The 23,481-nt window shown below is 54.9% G+C and carries 21 protein-coding genes; 14 read left to right on the forward strand and 7 right to left on the reverse strand.

Annotation, left to right across the window (positions count from 1 at the left end; all coding sequences use genetic code 11):
* Positions 1–23 precede the first annotated feature (23 nt).
* Positions 24–1,205 carry a M24 family metallopeptidase gene (locus ACT3RP_RS02760; RefSeq protein WP_096281909.1) on the reverse strand — a complete coding sequence of 394 codons (1,182 nt, stop codon included), beginning with the start codon at positions 1,203–1,205 and terminating at the stop codon, positions 24–26.
* Positions 1,206–1,519: 314 nt separating this feature from the next.
* Between ACT3RP_RS02760 and ACT3RP_RS02765 the strand changes: the two genes are divergently transcribed.
* The 4 genes from ACT3RP_RS02765 (at position 1,520) to ACT3RP_RS02780 (ending at position 4,194) form a co-directional block, all read left to right on the forward strand.
* A complete protein-coding gene (locus tag ACT3RP_RS02765; protein WP_441686787.1) occupies positions 1,520–1,948 on the forward strand; it encodes a DUF2231 domain-containing protein in 429 nt (142 codons plus the stop codon).
* Positions 1,945–3,249 (forward strand): PQQ-dependent sugar dehydrogenase, encoded by a 1,305-nt coding sequence (locus ACT3RP_RS02770; RefSeq protein ID WP_483393184.1) that lies wholly within the window; start codon positions 1,945–1,947, stop codon positions 3,247–3,249. Before ACT3RP_RS02765 ends, ACT3RP_RS02770 begins: the two co-directional genes overlap by 4 nt.
* A 117-nt stretch (positions 3,250–3,366) precedes the next feature.
* The gene (locus tag ACT3RP_RS02775; RefSeq protein WP_193063439.1) at positions 3,367–3,876 is read left to right on the forward strand and encodes a hypothetical protein; all 510 of its coding nucleotides are present in this window, start codon (positions 3,367–3,369) and stop codon (positions 3,874–3,876) included.
* A gap of 21 nt (positions 3,877–3,897) precedes the next feature.
* Entirely contained in the window at positions 3,898–4,194 is a 297-nt protein-coding gene (locus tag ACT3RP_RS02780; RefSeq protein WP_441686789.1) for a DUF1330 domain-containing protein, read from the forward strand.
* A gap of 181 nt (positions 4,195–4,375) precedes the next feature.
* On the opposite strand, the gene ACT3RP_RS02785 is transcribed toward ACT3RP_RS02780, so the two are convergent.
* The gene (locus tag ACT3RP_RS02785; protein WP_096281914.1) at positions 4,376–5,059 is read right to left on the reverse strand and encodes an IclR family transcriptional regulator; all 684 of its coding nucleotides are present in this window, start codon (positions 5,057–5,059) and stop codon (positions 4,376–4,378) included.
* A gap of 169 nt (positions 5,060–5,228) precedes the next feature.
* Here ACT3RP_RS02785 and ACT3RP_RS02790 point away from each other — a divergent pair, with 169 nt between their 5' ends.
* From ACT3RP_RS02790 to ACT3RP_RS02820, 7 genes are all read left to right on the forward strand, one after another.
* The gene (locus ACT3RP_RS02790; protein WP_483393185.1) at positions 5,229–6,446 is read left to right on the forward strand and encodes a CaiB/BaiF CoA transferase family protein; all 1,218 of its coding nucleotides are present in this window, start codon (positions 5,229–5,231) and stop codon (positions 6,444–6,446) included.
* On the forward strand, positions 6,443–7,279 hold the full coding sequence (locus ACT3RP_RS02795; protein ID WP_096281916.1) for a citryl-CoA lyase: 837 nt from the start codon (positions 6,443–6,445) through the stop codon (positions 7,277–7,279). Before ACT3RP_RS02790 ends, ACT3RP_RS02795 begins: the two co-directional genes overlap by 4 nt.
* Positions 7,276–8,247: a hydroxyacid dehydrogenase gene (locus tag ACT3RP_RS02800; protein ID WP_096281917.1), complete on the forward strand. Its 972-nt coding sequence runs from the start codon at positions 7,276–7,278 to the stop codon at positions 8,245–8,247. Before ACT3RP_RS02795 ends, ACT3RP_RS02800 begins: the two co-directional genes overlap by 4 nt.
* A complete protein-coding gene (locus tag ACT3RP_RS02805) occupies positions 8,244–8,945 on the forward strand; it encodes an RraA family protein (protein ID WP_444672048.1) in 702 nt (233 codons plus the stop codon). The genes ACT3RP_RS02800 and ACT3RP_RS02805 overlap by 4 nt, the downstream gene beginning before the upstream one ends.
* Before the next feature lie 74 nt (positions 8,946–9,019).
* Entirely contained in the window at positions 9,020–9,991 is a 972-nt protein-coding gene (locus ACT3RP_RS02810) for a Bug family tripartite tricarboxylate transporter substrate binding protein (protein WP_483393186.1), read from the forward strand.
* A 53-nt stretch (positions 9,992–10,044) separates the two neighbouring features.
* The gene (locus ACT3RP_RS02815) at positions 10,045–10,497 is read left to right on the forward strand and encodes a tripartite tricarboxylate transporter TctB family protein (RefSeq protein WP_176483417.1); all 453 of its coding nucleotides are present in this window, start codon (positions 10,045–10,047) and stop codon (positions 10,495–10,497) included.
* On the forward strand, positions 10,497–11,999 hold the full coding sequence (locus tag ACT3RP_RS02820) for a tripartite tricarboxylate transporter permease (protein ID WP_441686497.1): 1,503 nt from the start codon (positions 10,497–10,499) through the stop codon (positions 11,997–11,999). The genes ACT3RP_RS02815 and ACT3RP_RS02820 overlap by 1 nt, the downstream gene beginning before the upstream one ends.
* Positions 12,000–12,124: 125 nt before the next feature.
* On the opposite strand, the gene ACT3RP_RS02825 is transcribed toward ACT3RP_RS02820, so the two are convergent.
* The 4 genes from ACT3RP_RS02825 to ACT3RP_RS02840 form a co-directional block, all read right to left on the reverse strand.
* Complete coding sequence (locus ACT3RP_RS02825; protein ID WP_096281922.1) at positions 12,125–13,324, reverse strand: Bcr/CflA family efflux MFS transporter; 1,200 nt, start codon at positions 13,322–13,324, stop codon at positions 12,125–12,127.
* Positions 13,325–13,618: 294 nt separating this feature from the next.
* Positions 13,619–15,133: an MFS transporter gene (locus tag ACT3RP_RS02830; RefSeq protein WP_483393187.1), complete on the reverse strand. Its 1,515-nt coding sequence runs from the start codon at positions 15,131–15,133 to the stop codon at positions 13,619–13,621.
* A gap of 118 nt (positions 15,134–15,251) precedes the next feature.
* Positions 15,252–18,371 carry a multidrug efflux RND transporter permease subunit gene (locus ACT3RP_RS02835; protein ID WP_483393188.1) on the reverse strand — a complete coding sequence of 1,040 codons (3,120 nt, stop codon included), beginning with the start codon at positions 18,369–18,371 and terminating at the stop codon, positions 15,252–15,254.
* A gap of 18 nt (positions 18,372–18,389) precedes the next feature.
* Positions 18,390–19,550 (reverse strand): efflux RND transporter periplasmic adaptor subunit, encoded by a 1,161-nt coding sequence (locus tag ACT3RP_RS02840; protein ID WP_483393189.1) that lies wholly within the window; start codon positions 19,548–19,550, stop codon positions 18,390–18,392.
* 172 nt (positions 19,551–19,722) lie between these two features.
* Between ACT3RP_RS02840 and ACT3RP_RS02845 the strand changes: the two genes are divergently transcribed.
* Complete coding sequence (locus ACT3RP_RS02845) at positions 19,723–20,481, forward strand: response regulator (RefSeq protein WP_444672052.1); 759 nt, start codon at positions 19,723–19,725, stop codon at positions 20,479–20,481.
* Positions 20,478–21,557, forward strand: a complete 1,080-nt coding sequence (locus tag ACT3RP_RS02850) for an ATP-binding protein (RefSeq protein ID WP_096281926.1) — start codon at positions 20,478–20,480, stop codon at positions 21,555–21,557. The genes ACT3RP_RS02845 and ACT3RP_RS02850 overlap by 4 nt, the downstream gene beginning before the upstream one ends.
* An 89-nt stretch (positions 21,558–21,646) precedes the next feature.
* Here the strand turns inward: ACT3RP_RS02850 and ACT3RP_RS02855 are convergent, their stop codons facing one another.
* A complete protein-coding gene (locus ACT3RP_RS02855) occupies positions 21,647–22,456 on the reverse strand; it encodes a sulfite exporter TauE/SafE family protein (protein WP_096281927.1) in 810 nt (269 codons plus the stop codon).
* Positions 22,457–22,506: 50 nt separating this feature from the next.
* Here ACT3RP_RS02855 and ACT3RP_RS02860 point away from each other — a divergent pair, with 50 nt between their 5' ends.
* Positions 22,507–23,349 (forward strand): AraC family transcriptional regulator, encoded by an 843-nt coding sequence (locus ACT3RP_RS02860; RefSeq protein WP_483393190.1) that lies wholly within the window; start codon positions 22,507–22,509, stop codon positions 23,347–23,349.
* Positions 23,350–23,481 lie beyond the last annotated feature (132 nt).

Here is a 23,481-nt window from a genome sequence, read left to right on the forward strand (position 1 = left end):
GGTAAATAGCCTTGCCCTATTTGTTAACCGATAATTAACGACTCAAAATCTCTGGGGAAATAAGTAATCATATCCATGCCATCTTCCGTTACCACGATAGTATCGGAGTGTCTAAAAGCACCCAGGCCTTCAACATACAGCCCAGGCTCAACCGAAAAGACCATGCCAGCTTGCAGAAGAGTGTGATCGCCTAGATCAAAAAACGGCGCTTCATGGTTTAAAAGCCCCATATTGTGACCGGTATGATGTTTAACGTATTGCGTTAGTCCATTATCTTTAAAGTACCGTTGCACTTCTTGCTCCACGGTTGAAGCAGGAATGCCCGGCTTGATGTTTTTGAAAGCCACTTCCTGCGCCTCATACATGTGCTGGAAGAACTCCTCCTGCACCTTAGATGCCTCTTCAATGAACATGGTGCGTTCCAGTTCACTCTTGTAGCCCCACACATCACAGGCTGCCTGAGAAACGACGTTATAGCCTTTCTTGAACAGGGCGTTCTGGTTTTGCGAATGAGGAAAAGCGGAGTGCGGGCCAATCTGTCCACGGTAGAACGCATGCGCAGGCGAACCGTAGGGCCGGTACCCAGCGCCCAAGGTTTCAAACATCGCCTTGGTTGCCTCCTGCGTGGCGCGGCTTTCCGCTTCCATTTCCCGCCCGCCCGCCAGGGTATATTTAGCAAGCAAGCTATGAGCGAGATTCCCCCAGCGCGCCGACTCTTTAATTAACTCGATTTCAGTCGTCGACTTGATATAACGCTGTTCTTCGACGACGCCCTTGATAGATACCTTCTTAGCAAACGACACTAACGCCGTAATGGCGGGGCCAGCGTATCCCTTGGCAGAACCATAACCTTCAGCATCAACGCCAACGCTTAAAGCGCTGAAATTTTTATCTTGCAGCACCTGCTTGAGATACTCCATCGGATGCGTAATACCCGGGTACTCAGGATAATCGAACGTATCGGTAATAACGGCGTATTCTCGCGCATGCTCAACTTCCATTTTAGGAACAAACAGACTAAACGCGCCCTTCCCATCCACAATAAGAGCCATGGGCCTTTCTGAAGGACGAAAGTTAAACCCAGTGAGATAGAAAATATCGGTAACGCTAAAGAGCAAGGCAGCATCACAGCCCTTATTCTTTAAATTAGTTAAAAAAGTTTCTTGTCTACCTTTAATTTCTGAAACGGAAATTTCCAAAATCATGCTCAAGCTCCTGAGAAAGTCACTTCAAGAAGCTATCAGCGCCTTCCAGTAGGGGTAAAATACTAAGTTAATGTCGCTCGATATCTTTTAGATATCAAAGATAGTTGCGTTTGGTTCCCTGTTAGACTACCTCCGTGATTTATCGACGATGAATGGAGGTAGGCCGCCGCTCCCCCAGCTTCACTTTGGTCAGAATGCCATGCGTCAACTATACTGCGCACTAACGAATATGACGTCGTTCCCTGACGTGTTTTGGCACGAGCAGCTAACATTTCAGGTACATCCATTAGCTTGATCAGCATAAGGAGATTGCCGTGATAGCCACCGCCGACCGCACTTATCGACGCGGGTTACATCCGCTTCATGCCGTACTGCTTGCCGGAATGATTCCCCTTTTCCTGGGCGCCGCGCTGAGCGATTACGCCTACTCATCGAACTTCCATATACAGTGGAGCACCTTTTCTTCCTGGCTTATTGCAGGAGGGCTCGTTTTCAACGGTTTGGCGTTGCTCGCCGCCCTTATTGGCCTGTTCAGCGCTGACGGCCGTCGTGGCCTTTCGCTGATTTACGTTGCCCTGCTGCTGGTCACGTGGTTCGTTGGTTTTATTAACGCGCTGGTTCATGCACGAGATGCCTGGGCCATGATGCCGACCGGCTTAATTCTTTCGATCGTTGTTACCGTGCTGGCTTGCGCGGCGACTTGGGTCGGTTTCTCACGTCTCAGCGCCGAGGGTAAGCCATGAAAGTGTCTAATCTCGTTTATGTCAGCACGCTTTCGGTGTTACTGGGAGCCAGTGGCAGCAGCGTCGCTCAATCGGAACAGCCGTATGGCGCTAACCCGACGCTGCCCGAGCCGCAGCGCGGGCTGTTGCCTAACATGACCGTGCCTGAACAAGCAGAATGGGGCGATCAACAGCCCATCGTACCCGAAGGCTATTCGATCACGGCGATCGCCACCGATCTGAAAGTACCGCGCCAGACTATCGTGCTCCCTAATGGCGACATTCTGGTGGCAGAAGGCAAAGGCGGCGGTGAAGCGCCAAAATCAAGACCGAAGGATTTTATCGCCGGATTAATTCAGGCACGCGGCACCACCTCGGTTGAGAGTGGTAATCGGCTAACGCTGCTGCGTGACGCTGACGGTGACGGCACCTATGAAGAGCAAACGGTGTTTGCCGAGAATCTCAACGCGCCTTACGGGCTAGCATTGGTGGATGACAACATTTACGTCGCCAACCAAGATACGCTTGTCCGTTTCGACTATGAGGAAGGCCAGACCGAAGCCAGCGGCCCACCAGAAGTCGTGACACTGCTTCCGTCGGCGATTAATCACCACTGGACCAAATCACTGACCGCCAGCGCTAACGGGCGCTTTCTTTATGTTGGTATTGGCTCCAATAGCAATATCACCGAGCGTGGCATGGAAGCCGAGGTCGACCGCGCTGAAATCTGGGAAATTAACGCGAGGACCGGCGCTCATCGCGCATACGCCACCGGCGTGCGCAACCCCACGGCGCTGACCATTCAGCCAGAAACCAATCAGCTTTGGGCAGTGGCGAACGAGCGCGATGAACTCGGCCCAGACTTAGTACCTGACTATCTCACCTCCATTCAGGAAGGCGGCTTCTATGGCTGGCCTTACAGCTATTGGGGGCAGAACGTCGATACGCGCGTTCAACCGCAAGACCCTGACAAAGTCGCATCCGCGATTGCGCCGGACTACAGCCTTGGCTCGCACAGAGCGCCTCTTGGCGTTACTTTCTCAACGCCTGAAATGGGTGATGAGTTCGCTGAGGGCGCGTTTGTCGGCGAACACGGTAGTTGGAACAGCTCAGACCCGGTTGGCTACAAGGTGGTCTTTGTGCCCTTCAGTGACGGCAGCCCTTCCGGCGACCCGATTGATTTCGTTTCCGGTTTTCTCACCGAAGATGGCCAAACCCGCGGTAGGCCAGTGGGTGTCACCATTGACCCTGCGGGCGCCCTTATTATCGCTGATGACCTAACGAATGCCATTTGGCGCGTAACGTACGACGGTAATGAGTAACGCTATTCTCTAGTGGGATGAATAAGGCGGCAGCCGATATGGCTGCTGCTTTTCCCGATGGAAAAAAATCGCAGTAGCGATTGATCATCAACGCTGTTTCTTTACAGAGGGCCTTATATGATCGAATCATTAGAAGAGCTCGAAAAAGTTAAAAAGTCCTGTTACTCAATGGTAACAAAGAGCTCAACGCTTTCAGCGGGCGCTGCCGTTATCCCCATCCCAGGCCTGGATTTGGGGTCGGACGTGACCCTTCTGCTAAGGCTCATTCCGAAGATCAATGATAAATTTGGTTTAAAGCCTGAGCAGATTGAAAACTTGGATACAGAATCCAAGATAATGGTAATGACGGCGATCTCCAATGTAGGCAGCAAGATGGCCGGGAAGTACATCACGAAAAAACTGGTTCTATCGCTGCTTCAAAAGATGGGCGTCAAGATGGTCGCAAAAGGGACGACCAAGTTCGTACCCTTCATCGGCAGCGCTGTGGCTGGCGGTATTAGCTTCACGTCCATGAAGTACATAGGCAACCGCCATATCGAAGATTGCTACCAAATTGCTCTAGCAACGTTGGAAGAAAAGCGGCTAGAGCAAGAAATCGTGATCGAGCCTGAAACCGAGCAGCACTAACCGCTACGTAAGGATAATGTAATGCCCGCTTATGTCGTACTCACCCGAGAACACACTCACGACGCCCAGGAAATGGAGCAATACGCCACAAAGGCCAAAGCGGCCCGCGAAGGCCACGACCCACAGCCGCTCGCCTTCTACGGTGACGTTGAAGTAATGGAAGGCAGCTCAATGGAAGGCGCTGTGATTCTGCGCTTTCCCGATATGGCCGCCGCCCGCGCCTGGTACCAAAGCCCCGCCTACCAGGAAGCCCGCAAGCACCGCTTCCTAGGGGCTGATTACCGCGTGTTTATTGTTGATGGGGTTGAAGAGGCCTAAAGCCTTTTTGCAGCAACGCTTAGAAACAGAAAGGGCCATTCGTGGTTTAACGAACGGCCCTTTCTGTTACCTGCGTTACTATTTTCTTTACTTTCCACCCAAAAAATTTCGCTTCAAACGATAGCCTGAATATCTTTTTGTCTATCACAGCAAGCAGCCAAAGAGCAGGCCCCTTCACTATCTAAGGCATGGTCTCACGCAAGGCGTCACAGCTCGCTTGGAGTAGTGCGACTGTTGATTCGACCTTTTCATCGGTTAGCCGGGTAATTAACGCAGAAACGGATATTGAGCCTCGCATTACTCCATGCCGATCAAGTACAGGTAGTGCTATGGCAGCAACATCCGGGTCCCGCTCGCCCTTTGAGAAGGCATAGCCTTTAGCACGGATATCGTCATAAAACGCGCCTTCTTCCCCATTAAACGCCAAAAGAACGCGGCCTGTCGCACCCCGGTCGATAGGTAGTAGCGCGCCTTCATCCAGATGATGCCGAGCAGGCTTTGGCGAGTTAAGCCGATAAAGGCACATGCGCTGGCTACCCAAGCGGATAAAGAACGATGCCGTTTCCTGAGTTTGCTCTACCAGGTGAGCCAGCTGTGGGCGAATCAGCTCACCCATATCGCCGGTATGGCGGAATAGATTCCCTAGCCGCCACAGGCTGGGGCCTAAAGCATAGGTGCCATCGCCTTCACGCACGATATAGCCAAAGCGCTCCAAAGATCCTATCAGCCGAAGGATAGTGCTTTTATACAGCCCGGTACGCTCCGCTAACGTAACGAGCGATAGCGATCTCTCCTGATCCGTAAACGCTTCCAGGATCGTTAAAGCACGCTCAACAGCTTCTACTCGATTTTGCTTTTGGACCAAGCTACACCTCCATTTGCACTTAGTTCTACCTGACAGAACGAATAAATTTTAAAATAGAACAGATTTGACATGCCAAAAACGTTCTGCCATAAAGAACACCATTATGCCTGACAGAACAAAAAGGAACCATTATGGTGCTCATCAAAATTACAGCATTCGGCAAGCCCCCATGTCTGATTTGTTAGAAGGGATTCGGGTACTGGATCTAACCAATGTACTTGCTGGTCCTTATTGCTGCTATCAGTTAGCTCAGCAAGGTGCCGATGTCATCAAAGTTGAGCAGCCCGGCAGTGGAGATTTGGCCCGCCAGCTAGGAGCCGACCCCGAACTAAATGCCCAGCTGATGGGGGTTTCATTTCTCGCCCAAAACGCCGGCAAGCGCTCGATCGAACTCAACTTAAAATCCGACCAAGGTAAGCAGGCTTTTCGCAAACTGGTACAGACCGCCGATGTACTGGTCGAAAACTTTCGCCCTGGCGTAATGGACCGGCTTGGCCTTGGCCATGAGAGCCTGCAAGCGCTTAATCCACGCCTGATCTACTGTGCTATTTCAGGTTTTGGACAAACCGGCCCACTGGCGAAAAACCCTGCTTACGATCAGATCATCCAGGGTCTTTCCGGAGTAATGAGTGTGACAGGCGATGAAACGTCTGCACCACTGCGCGTTGGCTACCCCGTTTGCGACACCATCGGTGGTATGACCGCAGCTTTCGCCATTTCAAGCGCTTTGGTCGGACGGCATAAAACCGGGCACGGTGAGGTCATTGATGTATCCATGCTGGAATCGATGATGGGCACTATGGGCTGGGTGGTGTCCAACTGGCTGACGTGTGGCATTGAGCCACTTCCTATGGGAAACCAAAATACAACGGCGGCACCATCCGGCACCTTCCGCACTGGTGATGGTTTGTTGAACATCGCAGCGAATAAGCAAGAACAGTTCGAGATTCTGTGTCAGTTGATTGAGCGCGTGGACTTGATCTCCGACCCACGTTTTCAACTGCGCGAAGAACGCAAGCGTCATCGTAACGCTCTAACCGCCGAGCTGGAAACCGCCTTACAAACCGCCTCTGCGGAGCAGTGGGCAACACGCATGAATGCCCATGGCATACCCGCAGGAGAAGTGCTCACCGTTCCCCAGGCGCTTCGCCACCCCCAAGTAAAAGAGCGCGAATTAACACGCACTTTCCCAAATGTTATCGGCCAGACAAACCTTTCAGTCGTGCGCTCAGGTTTTCGCCTGGGCAGCGGCGACCCTGAACCCAAAACTCCGCCTCCCACATTGGGTCAGGACACCGATGCGATTCTTGCAGAGCTCGGCTATGACGCTGCCGCACGCGCCGCCTTCACTCATCCAGACATAACAACCAAAGAGACGGAAAAATGAATGAAGAGAACCGCCGTACCGCCGGTGAAGACTGGTGGTCTACCGATATCATAGAAATGCACCCCGGCATAATCCGCTACCACGGCTACGCTATTGAGGATCTGATTGGCAAGGTCGGCTTCCCGGAAATGATCTGGTTGATGCTACGTGGCGATCTACCCAGTGCAGCCCAAGCCTCTCTGTTAAGCACGGTACTGATGAGCGCCATTGACCACGGACCACAAGCGCCATCTATCGCCATTGCGCGCATAGCCTCCACCTGTGGTGTAGGCATCAACAACGCCATGGCTTCTGCAGCCAACGTACTAGGCGATGTACATGGCGGGGCGGGCGAGCAGTGCGTGGCGCTATATAACGCTATCCAGGCACGCTGTGAAGCTGGTGAGGATATTACCTCCGCCACTCATACCGAGCTTGCCAAGCTTAAAGAACGTGGCGTGCGCTATATCCCAGGATTCGGGCATCGCTTCCATCCCAAAGACCCGCGTGCTCCAAAATTGATGGAGGTTCTACGCGCCACTGCCGACAATAGCATCAATACGCATTTTGCCGATATTGCAGAAGAAGTTGAGCGCCAGATATCCCAAGGCCGCAGTCGCGTAATTCCAATGAATGTGGATGGTGCAACCGGCGCTATTTATGCAGCACTAGGATTTCCACCAGCGCTATGTCGTGGTCTGTTCGTGCTATCTCGTTCGGTAGGCATCATGAGCCATGCCTGGGAACAGATGCAGCGACCTGAGCGCAATAAAGGCCCACTCCCCCGCACCGAAACCTGGACCTATACCGGCCATGCTCCCCGTAGTGTTGAGCAGGAAGGCGACCAGCCATGAGTTATACGATTCTGGTGACAGCCCCACGCCTGGCTGATGAAGGCAGGGATGTGCTGGAGCAAGCAGGCTGCCGCCTGCTATTCATCCCCAAAGGGGAGGAAGATAGCCTGGGTGAGATAATGGCCAGCCAGCCCATTGACGCCGTCATCGCACGCACGCTCACGCTGAACAAAGCAACCATTGCATCCTGCCAAGGGCTGCGCACGATATCCCGCCATGGCGTAGGCCATGACGCGGTAGATATTCAAGCAGCGGCTGAGCTGGGCATTCCTGTAACAGTCGTCGGTGATACCAACGCGCAATCAGTCGCTGAGCTAGCCATAGGCCTGATGATCACCGTGGCGCGTAATGTCTCGGATCTGGGCCAACGTATCAGTGCCGGAGAATGGCCGCGACAAACTCCTGGCTTACAGCTTTCAGGCCGCGTGCTGGGACTGGTGGGGTGCGGCACCATCGCACGCCATGTCGCCCGAATGGCCAATGCCATTGGTATGCGCGTCATCGCCTATGACCCCGCTCTTGAAGCCATGCCAGAAGGTATTTTTAAGGCGGCTAGCCTAGACGACTTGCTAACCAGTAGCGATGTGCTCTCTCTGCACTGCCCGCTGCTGCCCTCTACCCAAAACCTAATTGATGCCGCAGCACTCGCGAAGCTCCACTCGGGTGCCATTGTGATCAATACCGCACGCGGTGGGCTCATTGATGAGAATGCCCTGGCCGACGCCATCATGGCTGGCCGTCTAAAGGGCGCGGGACTGGACACCTTGAACATTGAGCCTCCTCCCGAAAATCATCCTCTTCTGCGCTTACCCCAAGTGGTACTCACTCCGCATGTAGGCGGCAATAGCGATGCAGCGCTAGCACTGACTGCCCGTGCCGCTGCCGAAAATGCCTTGGCACTGCTGGCAGGGCATCCCCCTGCGCATGGACGCATCGTCAACGAACACTTACTGGAGATAACTCAATGAGCACGACTCTTGATGGCGAAAACTGGCCTGCTGGCTTTGCTGTTCAACCACGTCAAACCACGCTAACGCAAAAGCTGCTGACCGCCTTTAAGCAAGTGCCAGTCGCTCATGCAGGCGATGTGATGGGGCGCCATACGGGCGCAGTAGGACTTAGCGCTTATCACAACGACCTTGGGCTCACCATGTGTGGTACGGCTATTACGGTACGTACCCGCCCAGGTGACAACCTCATGGTGCACGTCGCAATACAACGCGCCCAACCAGGCGACATTATCGTTATCGACGGGGGCGGCGACCTTTCCACCGCGGTGATCGGTGGCCTGATGCGCACAACAGCGATTGCCCGCCAACTGGGTGGCTTCGTAATTGATGGCGCGCTGCGCGACGTCGCTGAATGGGCCGAAGGCATTTTACCCGTTTACGCCCGCGGCCATGTTCACCGTGGCCCCAGCAAGGACGGCCCTGGCCAGATAAATACGCCCATTTCATGTGCAGGCATGACAGTGATGCCTGGCGACTTAATTCTGGGTGACGCTGACGGCGTTATCGCTATCCCCGCTAGTGAAGCCGAGGCGCTTTTAAGCCTGTGTCAGTCCCAGGCAGAGCAAGAAGCGCGCATACGTGCGCAGAATGAAACCGGCAAGATCGACCGCGAGCGCTTCGATTCCATCCTGCGTAAGAAAGGCTGTCCGCTTTAGCTACTACGTCAGCATACAACGTTACTTCAGCACACAACAATAAGCCGTACGACAACATAAACAAGGAACACGCTATGAAAAACAACGCCTTAAAATCTATCGCCTGCGCTGCATTGCTTATACTTCCGGCTGTAGGAATGGCCCAATCCTATCCCAAAGGATCCATCGACTTTATTGTGCCCTTCTCCGCCGGTGGAGGTACCGATTTTGCCTCACGCGTACTAACGGAGAAGCTCTCCGAGCAGCAAGGATGGAACTTCGTTATTGAGAACCGAGGCGGAGCGGGCGGCAACATCGGCCTTTCACAACTCGCTCGTGCTAAAAATGACGGACAGGTGATGGGCATGGGGCAAACGTCTAACATGGCGATTAACCCGACACTTTACGCCAGCATTCCCTATGACTCATTGAATGATTTTACGCCTATTGCGCTAATTAGTTCTCAACCCATGGTTCTAGCCGTTAACCAGAACTCGGCCTACGAAGATTTTGAATCTTTAGTCGCCGCCGCCAGAGAAAACCCCGGCAAAGTGTCCATGAGTACGCCCGGCTCTGGCACGGTAAGTCACCTGTCAATGGAAGTATTTAGCGACCAAGCAGACGTAGAGTTCATGCATGTACCCTACCCCGGTGCGGCCCAAGCAGTAACGGACGCCATTGGCGGGCATGTGGACTTTGTTACTGCCAGCCTTCCCAGCTTATTGTCGCATATCCGATCAGGCTCATTAAAAGCGTTAGCGGTTACCTCGGCTGAGCGTAACGCGGCGCTACCCGATGTTCCCTCGATAGCCGAATTAGGCTATGAAGGTTTTGAAGCCTCCGATTGGAAAGCGGTGGTCGGTCCTGCCGGTCTTCCTGACGATGTAGTCGCAACGTTTAACGCCGCTATCAATCAGGCCCTTCAGGATGAGCGCCTGATCGAAACGATAGAGAGCGAAGGCAGTACGGTAGAGGGCGGCTCTGCTGATGAACTTGAGGCTTATCTGCAGGCCCAGTATGAGCGTTGGGCTGAAGCCGTCAGCACCTCGGGCGCGACAGTGGAGTGATCATTTAAGGCCGGGCATTTACTTATTTGCTCGGCCTTATGGGAGACATCATTATGCTAAATCGCGATATTGTTGACATTATTACGGGAATGGCACTGGCAGCCCTTGGCCTTATCATTGCCGCCTATGCTTCTACGCATTATAACCTGGGGACACTTCAGCGCATGGGGCCTGGCATGGTTCCTATGGGCATAGGATTGATTATTGCCCTACTGGGAATAATGCTTTCCATTGGAGGCGCATCGCGCCCGCGTTTTCCGATGCCTAGCATTGAATGGCGTCCACTGACTGCAATCCTCGGCGGAATCTTGCTCTTCTCTCTCGCCGTACCACGTGTTGGCTTAGTGCCTGCAATTTTCCTGTTAACACTGATCACTTCGCTTGCCGATAAGCAGCTGCGAATTAAGACGGTTTTGGCACTCATCGCCTTTCTCATCCTGGCAGCCATTTTGATCTTCCGCTTGGCACTTGGCATGAACATACCGATCTTCAGGTGGGCATTCTAATGGACTTTTTTGGCAATCTTTCGCTTGGCCTGCATACGGCGCTTTCACTTAGCAATCTGTTTTACTGCTTTGTTGGCGTGTTTCTAGGAACATTACTTGGCGTTATACCTGGTGTTGGCGTTTTAGCAGCCATTTCCATGTTGTTTCCCATAACGTTTCATATGGAAGTGACATCAGCACTCATAATGCTGGCGGGAATATGGTACGGCACGAGTTACGGTGGCAGCACGGCGTCTATCCTGCTTAACGTGCCAGGCACGCCTGCCAATGCGGTGGTCTGTTTGGATGGCTACCCTATGGCGCAAAAAGGTCGTGGTGCCGTAGCCCTCTTTATGACTACAGTGGCCTCTTTCGTTGGCGGCTCCATCGGCATCGTCATCCTGACGCTATTCGCACCGGTGATAGCACAATATGCACTGAGTATGGGCCCCGCTGAGTACTTCTCATTAATGCTGCTTGGGCTGATTGCGGCGACCGGTATTGCTGATGGCTCGGCAGTCAAAGGGTTCGTCATGGTCATGCTAGGTATTTTCCTGGGCAGTATCGGTACCGACGTTTACACAGGCACACAACGTTTTGCTTTTGGTATCCCGGAACTCGGTGATGGCATTAGCCTTGTAGCGCTTGCCATGGGGGTGTTTGGGGTTGCGGAACTCATTATTAGCGTTGGCAGTGTTAAGGCAAACCGCTTTAAATCGTCTGACCTGACGCTACGCGCCATGAAACCTACACGGGATGACATGCGACGTTCGTGGCTCCCGATGCTGCGTGGCTCAAGCATCGGCTCATTCTTTGGCGCCCTACCGGGAACAGGCCCCTCACTCGCTGCCTTCATCGCTTATGCGGTGGAAAAGCGCTCATCCAAAGATCCAAGCCGATTTGGTAAAGGGGCAATTGAAGGCATCATGGCTCCAGAATCCGCCAATAACGCAGCTGACCAAACGTCTTTCATCCCAACTCTGGCCTTGGGTATACCCGGCAGCCCGACAATGGCATTAATGTTAGGTGCGCTCATCATCCATGGCGTTACGCCAGGGCCCGCCTTGATGACAGAGGAGCCCAGCCTTTTTTGGGGGTTGGTCATGAGCTTCTGGATCGGCAATATTATGCTGGTCATTCTTAACGTCCCCCTTATTGGAATATGGGTGCGCCTGCTTGCCGTTCCTTATCATCTTCTTTTTCCAGTCGTATTGATGTTCATTTGTCTGGGCACCTACAGCGTCAATAACAGTGCCTTTGATGTGCTACTGGTGATGATCTTCGGTGCCCTGGGCGTTTTAATGCGCAAACTGGCTTTCCCTGCAGCGCCCCTCATTTTGGGTTTTGTACTAGGGCCGATGATGGAGGACAACTTCCGCCGCGCCATGCTGCTCTCATCGGGTGATTTTGCGACCTTCATTAATAGGCCTATTAGCGCAACCATCCTCTCCATTGCTGCCTTTATCATGCTATGGAGCTTTTTTTCCACGCTTAAAGCACGCCGCGCGCTTACTCAAGGCTAAAGATTACCGCGTGTTTATTGTTGATGGTATTGAAGAAGCGTAAAGAGCAAACACCCCGCCTTTAAAAGCGGGGTGTTTGCATTTGCAGCCTTAATGGCCAAACACGTAAGGGTTTGCCGCCTGCTCTAGGGCGCCTCGACGGCGGCACGCCCTTTGATGATAGAGCGGCCAAGCATCAGATACGCCACCAAACCACAGGCGGCCATGGCCAGAATGACCGCTTCAAGCGAATGCGGCAACATGGCGGACAATGCGCTCAGCAGCCCGGCAACACCGAACTGGGCGGCCCCCAGAAGCGCGGCGGCCGTTCCACCACTGGTGGGAAAGTACTCCAAAAAGCAGGCCTGGATATTCGGTGAGATCGCCCCCACCGTGCCGATGGTCAGCATCATGGCGGCCAGGAAAGCGTACATTGACCAGTCCATGAAGGCAGCCATCAGCAGCAAGAGTATGCCGACCGCCTGACAGCCCGTCGCCAACTGAAGAATGCGCAGCGACGGCAGCCTGGAAAGCAGAACACGATTGAGAATATTGAAGATAAGCATCGCGACGATGTTCGCCGCAAACAGCACCGAAAAGCTTGAGGGCGACTGTTCGAAATGCCCCTGATAGATAAATGACGCATAGGTGATGAACATCATTAGGGTAGAAAAAGATGCGGCCTGCCAAACGATGAACGGTAGCGCCTGCTTTGTCGACAGTACCAGCTTGTAACGCGCCAGCAGGCTCATCTTAGGGCTTTTCACTCGAGACACCTTGCCCGTGCCGGTAAACAGCACCCGCACCAGCAACGGCACCAGCAGCACCGCGTATACCGCCAAGGCGAAAAAAATAGTGTGCCAGGAGCCTATTGATAGAATCGCGCTGCCCACGCTTGGGGCAATGCCCGGTGCCAACACCATGATAAAGCCCATCATCGAGAACAGTTTCGCGGCGTCGCGGCCCGCCACCCGGTCGCGCACCAGTGCCGGCACAGATACCAAAGTAAAACCGGCGCCAAGAGCCTGAACGGCCCGCCCGACGAGCAGCATGTTCAAGGAATCCGACATGCCGATGACGATGCTTGAAAGCGCAAAAATCGCCAGCCCGCTCATCAGCACCCGCTGTCGCCCGAAACGGTCTGAAAGCGCACCGCCGATCAACTGCCCCACCGCCATCGCGAATACATACACGGAAACGCTTAGCGATACCGCCTGCTGAGAAATACCCAGCGATTCGCCGATGACCGGAAAGGCCGGCAGATACGTATCCATGGAAAACGGGCCCAGCATCATGGTCATTGCCAGGCTCAGCACCACAATGAAGGGCGTTTTAGATTGGGTCATAGAAGCTCGCGGTCAAAGGGCGTAATGATAGACAACCTTAGGTATATGATACCGAGTGTCGCTATCAAGGCAATCATGAGGTATACGCTACTGGACGGTAATCGACAAAACACGCCGGCAGTCTCAATCACCGGTAGGCGGCTCACTAGCAGGGCTGCGAAGGTAAGGCGACTGTTGATCAACTGTTCGATGGGCGGGACACATAGATGGGGCCACCATGGCAGCCCGCAACATTTACTTTAGCAGCTAATGCCGTGGCTAGTAACGCATGGATATGCCGGAATCCGACCACCATCACTCGTGCGCTCCTGGCTTGTCTTGGTAGCCACCCAGCATTAGAAACACCACCACCGACAGCAAAGCGATGAGAATTGCAGCAGTGGTTAGCAAGATAGAGTGCGTGGTAGAGAATGCCGCCTTCGCGGCATTGATGAGTGCCTCCGCCTGATCTGCGGCCAGCCCTTGTGCCACAACGATGCTGTCGCTGATTGAGCGTGCGGCCTGTGCACCGAGGGCTGGATCTAAGGGTGACGGCAGCGCGATGGTGTTGGTGTACACGCTGGCCATGAAAACCCCGAACAGGGTAATGCCGAGCCCGCTGCCCAATTCATAGCCAGTGGCTTCCAAAGAGCCTGCAGCCCCTCCTTTACTGGCGTCCACTGCCCCCATAATAGCAATCGAAGAAGCGGTCAGACCGATGCTAAGAGTTAACCCCAGCACGGCCAATGCTGTTGGTACGGTCCAGTCAGGTGCGTGGAAGTCAGCATGTGCCATATAGGCCAAAGCAGCTGCCGCGAACGCCATCGACATACTAGCAACCAGCCGCAAGCCAAACCGGTTGGACAAGTAACCTGCAACGGGCCCACCGACTGCTGCGGCCGCCATGATAGGCACCATGAAAAGGCCAGCCTGCAGCGGCGTCTTGCCCAGCACATATTGGAGCTCTTGCGCCAGCGTCAGCTCGATGCCTGCCAGTGCGCCAGAAGCCACTAACGCCATCACCATGCCAGCGACGATGGCCGGATGGCGAAATAGCGATAAGTCCAGCATCGGCACCGGCGAGCGCAACTGGATACGTGTAAACCAAGCCAGCATCACTAATCCCAGGGAGAGCACTAATCCAGCCCGCCACAGCGGCTGTCCCGCTCCCATCCCAGACTTGGTGCCATAGACCACCGCGATGATGCCAACAAGCAGGATCAGGGCCTGACCGAACGCCCATTTGCCGGGTGTCGTAGCCTCGCGGCGCGGCAGCAGTGCATAGGCGACCGGCGCAACCACTAACATGATGGGCACATTGATGAGGAATACCGAACCCCACCAGTAATGTTCCAGCAAGGCGCCACCAATCAATGGGCCCACTGCTGCGCCTGCGGCCCCCACCGTTCCCCATAAGCCAAGCGCCATCGCACGCTCGCGCTCGTCTTCGAAGGTTTTGCGTATGACGCCCAGAACACAGGGCATGATCATCGATCCGCCAATGGCGAGCAGCACTCGGGCACCAATCAACTGGGCGGGTGTCGTTGAGAAAGCCGCCAGTAGTGACGCCACCCCGAACACGAAAAGCCCGGTCAGCAACACACGGCGTGTACCGACGCGGTCAGCCAGGGTGCCCATCGGCACCAGCATGCCCGCCATCAACAACGGATAAATATCGATGATCCACAGCACCTCAGTACCAGTGGCACCCAGTGCTGGCGTCAGCACAGGTACCGCGACGTGCAGAATCGTCATGTCGATGACAACAGGCAGGAACGCCAGCATGACGGCAAACAGCACTAGCCAACGTTGTGGGATAGCAGAAAGCATTAGACACTTAACTCCTAAATAATGGATGTAACTTCCAACGCTGCCACTGGCAGGACGGCTGGCACAGAGAGCGCCGACAGCGTTAGCACGACAGGCAAAAGCCTGTCACCGCATGGCATTAAGGTGCCTTGCCGTTATGAGCTCTCCAGCCACTAACTCGCTCCTGAAGGCCCATTACGAAAACGAAGAACACCGGGACGAAGAGGATGACCAGCAGCGTCCCACTGACCATACCGCCGAACACCCCAGTACCTATCGCATGCTGAGTTTTGGCGCTGGCGCCAAACGCGACCATCAACGGCACTACCCCCAAACCGAAAGCGAGTGAGGTCATAAGAATCGGACGCAGGCGCAGGCTGGCGGCTTCCACCGCGGCCTCCATCAGCCCCTTACCTTGCCCACGCAACTGTTTTGCGAACTCAACGATCAGAATCGCATTTTTCGCAGACAACCCGATCACGGTGACCATACCGACTTTGAAGAAAACATCGTTAGGCAGGTCACGCAGCAACATGGCGGCCACCGCCCCCAGCAACCCCAGCGGGACAACCAGTATGACCGATAGCGGAATGGTCCAGCTTTCGTAGAGAGCGGCTAACACCAGAAACACCGCCAGGATTGACAGCGCAACAAGCATGGGCGCCTGGGCAGCGGACTGGCGCTCCTGAAGGGACTGCCCCGTCCAGGCCACGGCGAAGCCGGGCGTAAGTTGCTGCGCCAGACGCTCCATTTCAGCCATCGCGTCACCGGTGGAGGCGCCCGCAGCCGCACTCCCGGAAATGCTGGTGGCGGGATAGCCCAGATAGCGCACCATTTGTAGCGGTGTTTCGTCCCACACTGGGGTAACTACCTCTGACATGGACACCATGCCTCCCCTGCTATTACGCACGTGAAGCTTGAGCACGTCGCCGACCTGCATGCGTGCCGACGCATCCGCTTGCATAATCACCTGCTGCATCCGCCCCTCATTCGGAAAATCGTTAATGTATGACGACCCCATCGCAGTCGACAGAATTTCGCTAATGTTGGCGAACGATACCCCGAGCGCTTCGGCTTTTTGACGATCAATATCAAGACGAATGCTCGCACCTTCCGGAAGGCCGTCGGAATAGACGTCGCTGACCACCTTGCTCTGCGCCGCCAGTTCCAGCAGCGTCGTCTCGGCAGCCTTAAGGGCGGCCGCCCCCTGGTTGCGTCGATCCTGCAAGAACATCGTAAAGCCGGACTTGGTACCCAATTCATCAATGGCCGGCGGCAACATGCTCATCACCGTCCCTTCGTTTAGTTGACTCATTGCCTGCTGAACCCCTTCCGCTTCACTCGCCGCCGTGGCGCCGTCGCGTTGCCCCCACTCCTTTAGCGTGGTGAACGTCAGCGCCGTATTCGCGCCGGATCCCGAGAATCCAAACCCCAAAATAGACATATTGCCATCCACTGCAGGGCGCGCCATGACGTAAGACTCATACGCCTTGACGATATCCAAGGTACGCTCAGTGGTCGCATTGGCGGGCAACTGGATACTGGTCATGAAATAGCCTTGATCCTCTTCCGGCAAAAAAGCCGAAGGCAACTGGCGCAAAGCGATCACCAGCACGCCTACGATGACCACAAACACCAGCATGAATCGACCGCTGCGAGCGACGAGTCGCCCCACACGCGATTCGTAACGGGCGGTCATGCGCTTAAGCGCCCGGTTGAACCAGCCGAAAAAGCCGCTTTTGTCGTGGTGACCCGGCTTAATGGGCTTGAGAAGGGTTGCACATAGCGCCGGTGTCAACGTCAACGCCAGAAACGCTGAGAACAAAATCGAGACCACCATCGTCAGCGCGAATTGCTTATAGATCACACCGACCGAACCACTTGAGAAAGCCATCGGGATAAACACCACCGTTAATACCAGAGTGATACCCACCACCGCGCCAGTGATTTCCTTCATTGCCTTGATAGTGGCGTCCTTTGGCGACAGTCCCTCTTTGGCCATGATGCGCTCAACGTTTTCGACCACCACGATCGCGTCATCGACGATGATGCCAATCGCTAACACCATACCGAACATCGTCAAAACATTGATTGAGAAACCTGCCAGCAGCATCACCGTGAAGGTTCCCAACAACGCAATCGGCGCGACCAGTGCGGGAATCAGCGTGTAACGGATGTTCTGTAGAAACAGCAACATCACCAGGAAAACCAGTACCATCGCCTCGATGAGGGTATGGATGACCTTCTCGATAGAAATTTTAACGAACGGGGCCGTATTAAAGGGGATCGATGAACTCATGCCCGCGGGTAGAGCCTCATTTAACTCAGCCAAACGCGCCTGCACACTTTCCGCCGTGCGGACAGCGTTGGCACCGGGAGCCAGCTGTATAGCCGCCGCGGTCGCTGGCTGGCCATTCTCACGATTGGAGAAGCCGTAGGATTGGGCACCCAACTCGATTCGCGCCACATCGCCCAGCACCACGTTGGAGCCGTCGACATTAGTGCGAAGTACGATAGCGGCGAACGCTTCCGGCGTATTCAATTGCCCCTGTGCGGTCAACAACGAGGACACCTTTTGGCCAGGTAACGCCGGAGACGCACCGATGCTACCCGGCACAATCTGTGCGTTCTGCTCCATAATCGCGGTCGAGAGATCATTCACCGACAAGCCGAAAGCCATCAGCATCTCCGGCTCTATCCAGATTCGCATCGCCTGCTCAGCACCGAACAACTGAACACGACCGACACCGTCAATACGGCGCAGCTCTTCGACGATATTGCGCGCCATATAATCGTTCAGGGCAAGCTCATCAAAGCGCCCATCCTCAGAATTCAGCCCCACGATCATCAGAAAACTGGATGACGCTGACTCTACGCTCAGCCCATCCTGACGCACCACCTGTGGTAACCGAGGTTCGACTGCCTTGAGTCTATTCTGCACATCCACTTGGGCCAGCTCTGGATTCGTCCCGGGCTTGAATGTGGCGATGACAGAAGCCGATCCAGAAGCGTCGGCCGACGACTCGAAGTACAGCAGGTTCTTGACGCTGGATAGTTCGCGTTCGATGAGACTGAGCACCGCATCGTTCATGGTCTGCGGTGTGGCGCCGGGATACGTTGCGGTGATGGTCACCGAAGGGGGTGCTACCGAGGGGTAGTGAGCAACCGGCAACTGCGGAATGGCGAGCACGCCCAACAGGATGATAAACAGCGCGACCACCCATGCGAAGACTGGGCGCTGGATGAAGAACTGGGGCATTGCGGATACTCCTAGAACTTAGTGAGAGGATGCCGCTGAGGCGTTGAGAGGCATAGGCATGTTCCAATCAGTCGCGCTGACCTCGCCCCCATCCGCCAGTCGCTCTATACCCTCGACGACGACCTTCTGCCCTTCTGTCACTCCCGTTTTCACCCGATAACGACCGTTCGCCAATTCACCAAGCTCAACTGAGACCATCACCGCCTTGTCGCCGGCACCAATCAACCACACGTAAGGCTTACCGCCAATGCGCACCACGGACTGTTGCGGCACCGTCAACGCAGCGCCATAGCTTGCATACGGCACGCGGGCACGTACAAACATACCGGGCAACAGGCGCCGTTCAGGGTTGTCTACGAGGACTCGCAGTAAAATGTCACCTGTACTGGTGTCCACATTGATTCCCGAAAAAAGAAGGTGTCCAGTCACATCGTAGGGTGTGCCGTTGCTGCCGAGGATAGTGACCGGTAAGCCACTGTCGAGGGAGGGTTGCGCCGCCATCGCGTCTTGAAGCGAGTCGAGCGAGGAAGCCGAGCGCTGAACATCGACATAGACTTTATCGATCTGCTGAACACGGGCCATGGGCGTACTATCGCTGCTGGCCACCAGCGCTCCCTCCGTTACCAACGCCTGATCAATTCGGCCTGCAATGGGGGACGCCACCGTGGAGAATTCCAAGTCAAGGCGGCGGCGCGACAGCGTGGCACGCGCTTGGGCCACCTCAGCGGCGGCTTGCTGACTGTTGGAGACGGCATCGTCATACGCCTGGCGACTCACCGACTGCCCCCTGACCAGCGACTCCAACCGGGCTGACTGCGAATGGGCATGCGCAAGCTCGGCTTCAGCCTTCTGCAAAGCGGCTTCTGCCGTTTCCACCTCCGCGCGAAACGGCGCTGGGTTGATTTCGAATAGTGGCTGCCCCGCACTCACGTCGGTTCCTTGTTCGAAAAGGCGGCGTTGGACAATCCCGCTGATCTGCGGACGAATTTCCGCCACTTGAAAAGGCACGACCCGAGCCGGCAAGTCTTCGGTCAGCTCCAATCTAACAGGCTCCAAAGTCACAACAGAGACTCGGGCAGGAGGCGGCGCGACTGCTTGCTCAACTGGACCGCAGGCGGTTAGCACGGTTAGCAGCAAGGCACAGAAGCCACCGTTACGGTAAAAAGGGCCGATCGTCATGGATAGTTCCTTCAGGCATAGTCCTTCATGCATAGCTCTTCATGAATAGCTCTTCATGCACAGCTCTTGCAGAAATAGACAAATATTTGCCTACTAATAGAATTGAAGGGGACTATATCGCTGTAGCGTGGTATTCACGTCGACGGTATGTGTAGATATGATGGAGAATACAATGAATGTTTCATTAGGCACTTACATGTCCAAGACTCATCAGTCGCCCAGCTCTTCTCCTGCCCTACAAGCACTGGTTCTCATAGTCGAAGACGAGCCTGAGATCGCTGATATTCTTCAGGCTTATCTGAAACGAGCGGGCCTCCGAACCATCTACGCAGAAGATGGACGCAAAGCATTGGAAATGCACTTGTCGATGAAACCCGATCTCGTCTTACTTGATGTAATGATGCCTAAAATGGATGGTTGGCAGGTGCTGTCAGAGGTTCGCCATCGTGGTGAGACGCCCGTCATCATGTTGACCGCCATGGATCAGGATATCGATAAACTGATGGGTTTGCGTTTTGGTGCCGATGACTACGTCGTCAAGCCGTTTAACCCTGCCGAGGTCGTCGCACGCACTCAGGCAGTGTTAAGGCGCACCATGGCTGATGCCAGCCACCAATCCCATGTACTTAGGGTTTTCCCCTTTGAGATCGACCTGGAACAACACGAAGCCTTCGTCCAAGTGGGTGGAGACTCGCACAGCCTTGCGTTGACGCTCACAGAATTCAGATTGCTGGCGCACCTTGCGCGCGCGCCCAAAAAAGTGTGCACCCGCGCTGAGCTGTTAGCCACCTGCCTACCCGAGGGCGAGGCGCTTGAGCGCACTGTCGACAGCCATATAAGTAAGCTGCGTAAAAAACTGGAAGACGTCGATGTGAGAGGCATACCCGTTGGTATACGTGGCGTTGGGTATCGGCTGTGGGGAACAGAATGAAACTCATCGGATTGAGCCGCACAATCGCGTTAACCATGGCAGCGATGGCTTTTGGGATAACGCTGCTAGTCGTGGTGACCTCTTATGTGTTCTATTTCATTGCCTTCCATTTTTGGCAGGGGTCGATTAACGATCCAAGCATGTTTCCGGCTGGGCCAGAGTGGGCTTGGCTCATTATCACAACGTTGATTGGTTTGACGTTCGCCGTGATAGTAGGTATTCACTTGGCGCGTCGCATTCTGGTACCCCTAAACTCCGTAACAGCAAGCATCCGTCGCGTCGCGCAAGGCGACCTGGACGCACGCGCCACTACGGGTGATCGCTCGTTAGGTGAGGCCGCTGTGTTAGCCAACGACTTCAATGCCTTGGCAGATCAATTACAGCGTATGTCCAAGGAAATGACTTTCTGGAACGCAGCTATTGCTCATGAGCTGCGTACACCGGTTACTATTTTACGCGGACGCCTGCAAGGCTTGGCAGAAGGCGTATTTCCCCCCGAAAAATCCCAGTTTCTGAGTCTCCTTACCCAAATCGATGGCATGGCACAATTGATTGAAGACCTTCGCGCCGTAAGCTTAGCCGAAAGCGGTCATCTGAACCTTGAGATCAAGCAATGTGACCTTTCTGCTGAAATTGAATCAGTCGTTGAGTTTTGTAGGCATGCTCTGAATGCATCAAAACATTATCCAATCTTTGATCTGCAATCGGGCACCGTGTACTGCGACCCAGTTCGTATCCGTCAGGCGTTGCTTGCGTTGCTGGAAAACGTTCGCCAGCATGCATCACCAGGGTCGCTTATCATCGAAACGCGCCAGGATGATGGGTGGTGTGTTTTACGTGTTATAGATACCGGCCCAGGCATACCGCAGGAATATGCTTCTCAGATTTTCAAGGCATTTCGGCATGCGCGAGACGTTGACAGTGGTATGCCAAGAGACAAGCAAGGAAGTGGACTCGGATTGGCGGTAGTCGCGGCGATTGCAAGAGCCCACCATGGCGAGGCCAGATGCTACCCCTCTGATGAAGGTGGATCTTGTTTCGAATTGCGCTGGCCCACCCCATCACATAGTGCGTGATTTTTGAATGAACCAGCTTCTCATCTTTTAAGCCCTGCGCCCTATAAAGACCCGACCCACAAAACAGGCATCTCCCAAGTAAGCACCGCTCAACGCACGCAAACCATCACTACAAGCACCATGGTCAGCAGTAGCAGATACACCCTGGAATGAATACGATCAGGAATGCGCCCGATCCAGGTCGATGCTAAGCGGATACCGAGCCACGAGCCCACCGCCAGTACCAACAAGGCGCCCAGATCCACATAACCGGCATACCAGCCCCCCCACGCGGGGTGATTTGCCGACAGCAACACATACGTCGCGCTGCCACTTACCGCCATGGGCAACGACAACGGATTGGCCATGGCAGTGGCCGCCGTCATACTCGCGCCTCTACGACGCATGAGCGGTACGGTCATTACACTACCGCCCACGCCTAGCAAGGCAGCCACTGCACCAATCAATGTCCCCGTCATCGCCGTTACCCCACGCCCCATAGGACGCACATCACTCTCCGACTGATGCAGAAAACCAGGCCGCAGAACGGCATCCGCAATCGTGATGCTCAGATAGCCGATGAATGCCCAGCGCACCCACTCGCCACTTAACGACACGGCAGCCGCCGCGCCAAGCACAGCGCCCACGGCGATATAGCCGACCAGCGGTCGCACCAGGTGCCATCGCACGGTCTTCCGTTGATGGTGGCGCCATGTGGACAGGGAAGCAGCAAACACCATCAACGCCGTCGAGGTAGCCACTGCAATATGCATGGCCGCCTGACCGATACCACTATCCGGCCCATGGACGGTAATCAGCTGGATATACAGCAAAGGAACCACCACGAACCCACCACCAAAACCGAACAACACGGTGGTCACTCCCGCCAACCCGCCACAAACTAGCAATACGCTATACACCGGCACTCTCCTGATGAAACGAAACAGCAGGCACTATATGCTGGCGAGGTTTGGCCGACATTCGTCATTCGGACAACCATCAACGCGTTTCAGCCAGGTTCACGCTTATGCTCAATACGCCGCTGTCAGAGGTGGATCATGTAGCAAGACCCGTGGTGGCCATCGGTACTGACTACTGTTCCGGCACCCTCCTCGACTTTCATACCCACCGCCGCGCCCAGTTTCTCTATGGCATGACCGGCGTGATGGAAGTCAATACGGATGACGGCACCTGGATGGTGCCGCCTTACAGCGGCATCTGGCTACCGGCGGGCAAGCGCCATCAAGTGCGCATGAACGAGGTGAGCACCCGAAGTCTGTATATCGAGCCCCACGTCGCACCACGCGCTTCGCCCAGCTGCGAGGTGCTGGTCGTGACACCCCTCCTACATCACTTGCTGCTGGCTTCCGCCCACATCCCCGCACTCTATGAGGAAAACGGCCGCGACGGCGCCCTGGCGCAACTACTTCTCTACGAACTGGAACAGGCTCAGGCCCTGCCACTGTTTGCGCCCCTGCCTCATGACCTTCCGCTCGCCAGCCTGTGCAGAGCATTCCTCGGCCAGCCGAACATTCACTCCCTTCCCGAAAAGTGGGCTCAGCAGTTGCATTGCAGTCAACGCACTTTCAATCGCCTGTTCCGCCAGCAAACCGGACTCTCCTTTGGCGTATGGCGCCAGCAGGCCTGCCTGATGGCGGCTATTCCCAGGCTGCTATCCGGCAGCTCCGTTACCCGAACCGCACTGGAACTTGGCTACGACAGCCCAGCCGCTTTCTCCAGCATGTTTCGCAAGGTGCTTGGCCAATCCCCTACCGCTTTCGTCCAAGCGACTAGCCGCCAACGGGAGGAGTAGCAAGCATAGTTTGTTCAGAGGTTAGCGAGATGTGCTGGTGCTTCCAGCAGGAATTGTGCATTCCAGCGTAGCGTCGGACGACGACTCCTACATGGTCGGCGCTTAGCCACCGGATCCACCGGAACAATATCC

The organism is Halomonas sp. AOP5-B2-8, assembly GCF_052376475.1.
Taxonomy (GTDB): domain Bacteria; phylum Pseudomonadota; class Gammaproteobacteria; order Pseudomonadales; family Halomonadaceae; genus Vreelandella; species Vreelandella casei.

What these genes read in the sequence shown, in the direction of transcription:
- ACT3RP_RS02820 (WP_441686497.1), top strand. Translation starts at nt 10,497, where the DNA reads ATGGACTTTTTTGGCAATCTTTCGCTTGGCCTGCATACGGCGCTTTCA.
- ACT3RP_RS02835 (WP_483393188.1), bottom strand. Translation starts at nt 18,371, where the DNA reads ATGCCCCAGTTCTTCATCCAGCGCCCAGTCTTCGCATGGGTGGTCGCG.
- ACT3RP_RS02845 (WP_444672052.1), top strand. Translation starts at nt 19,723, where the DNA reads ATGAATGTTTCATTAGGCACTTACATGTCCAAGACTCATCAGTCGCCC.
- ACT3RP_RS02805 (WP_444672048.1), top strand. Translation starts at nt 8,244, where the DNA reads ATGAGCACGACTCTTGATGGCGAAAACTGGCCTGCTGGCTTTGCTGTT.
- ACT3RP_RS02795 (WP_096281916.1), top strand. Translation starts at nt 6,443, where the DNA reads ATGAATGAAGAGAACCGCCGTACCGCCGGTGAAGACTGGTGGTCTACC.
- ACT3RP_RS02770 (WP_483393184.1), top strand. Translation starts at nt 1,945, where the DNA reads ATGAAAGTGTCTAATCTCGTTTATGTCAGCACGCTTTCGGTGTTACTG.
- ACT3RP_RS02800 (WP_096281917.1), top strand. Translation starts at nt 7,276, where the DNA reads ATGAGTTATACGATTCTGGTGACAGCCCCACGCCTGGCTGATGAAGGC.
- ACT3RP_RS02830 (WP_483393187.1), bottom strand. Translation starts at nt 15,133, where the DNA reads ATGCTTTCTGCTATCCCACAACGTTGGCTAGTGCTGTTTGCCGTCATG.
- ACT3RP_RS02780 (WP_441686789.1), top strand. Translation starts at nt 3,898, where the DNA reads ATGCCCGCTTATGTCGTACTCACCCGAGAACACACTCACGACGCCCAG.
- ACT3RP_RS02815 (WP_176483417.1), top strand. Translation starts at nt 10,045, where the DNA reads ATGCTAAATCGCGATATTGTTGACATTATTACGGGAATGGCACTGGCA.
- ACT3RP_RS02840 (WP_483393189.1), bottom strand. Translation starts at nt 19,550, where the DNA reads ATGACGATCGGCCCTTTTTACCGTAACGGTGGCTTCTGTGCCTTGCTG.
- ACT3RP_RS02850 (WP_096281926.1), top strand. Translation starts at nt 20,478, where the DNA reads ATGAAACTCATCGGATTGAGCCGCACAATCGCGTTAACCATGGCAGCG.
- ACT3RP_RS02775 (WP_193063439.1), top strand. Translation starts at nt 3,367, where the DNA reads ATGATCGAATCATTAGAAGAGCTCGAAAAAGTTAAAAAGTCCTGTTAC.
- ACT3RP_RS02760 (WP_096281909.1), bottom strand. Translation starts at nt 1,205, where the DNA reads ATGATTTTGGAAATTTCCGTTTCAGAAATTAAAGGTAGACAAGAAACT.
- ACT3RP_RS02790 (WP_483393185.1), top strand. Translation starts at nt 5,229, where the DNA reads ATGTCTGATTTGTTAGAAGGGATTCGGGTACTGGATCTAACCAATGTA.
- ACT3RP_RS02810 (WP_483393186.1), top strand. Translation starts at nt 9,020, where the DNA reads ATGAAAAACAACGCCTTAAAATCTATCGCCTGCGCTGCATTGCTTATA.
- ACT3RP_RS02825 (WP_096281922.1), bottom strand. Translation starts at nt 13,324, where the DNA reads ATGACCCAATCTAAAACGCCCTTCATTGTGGTGCTGAGCCTGGCAATG.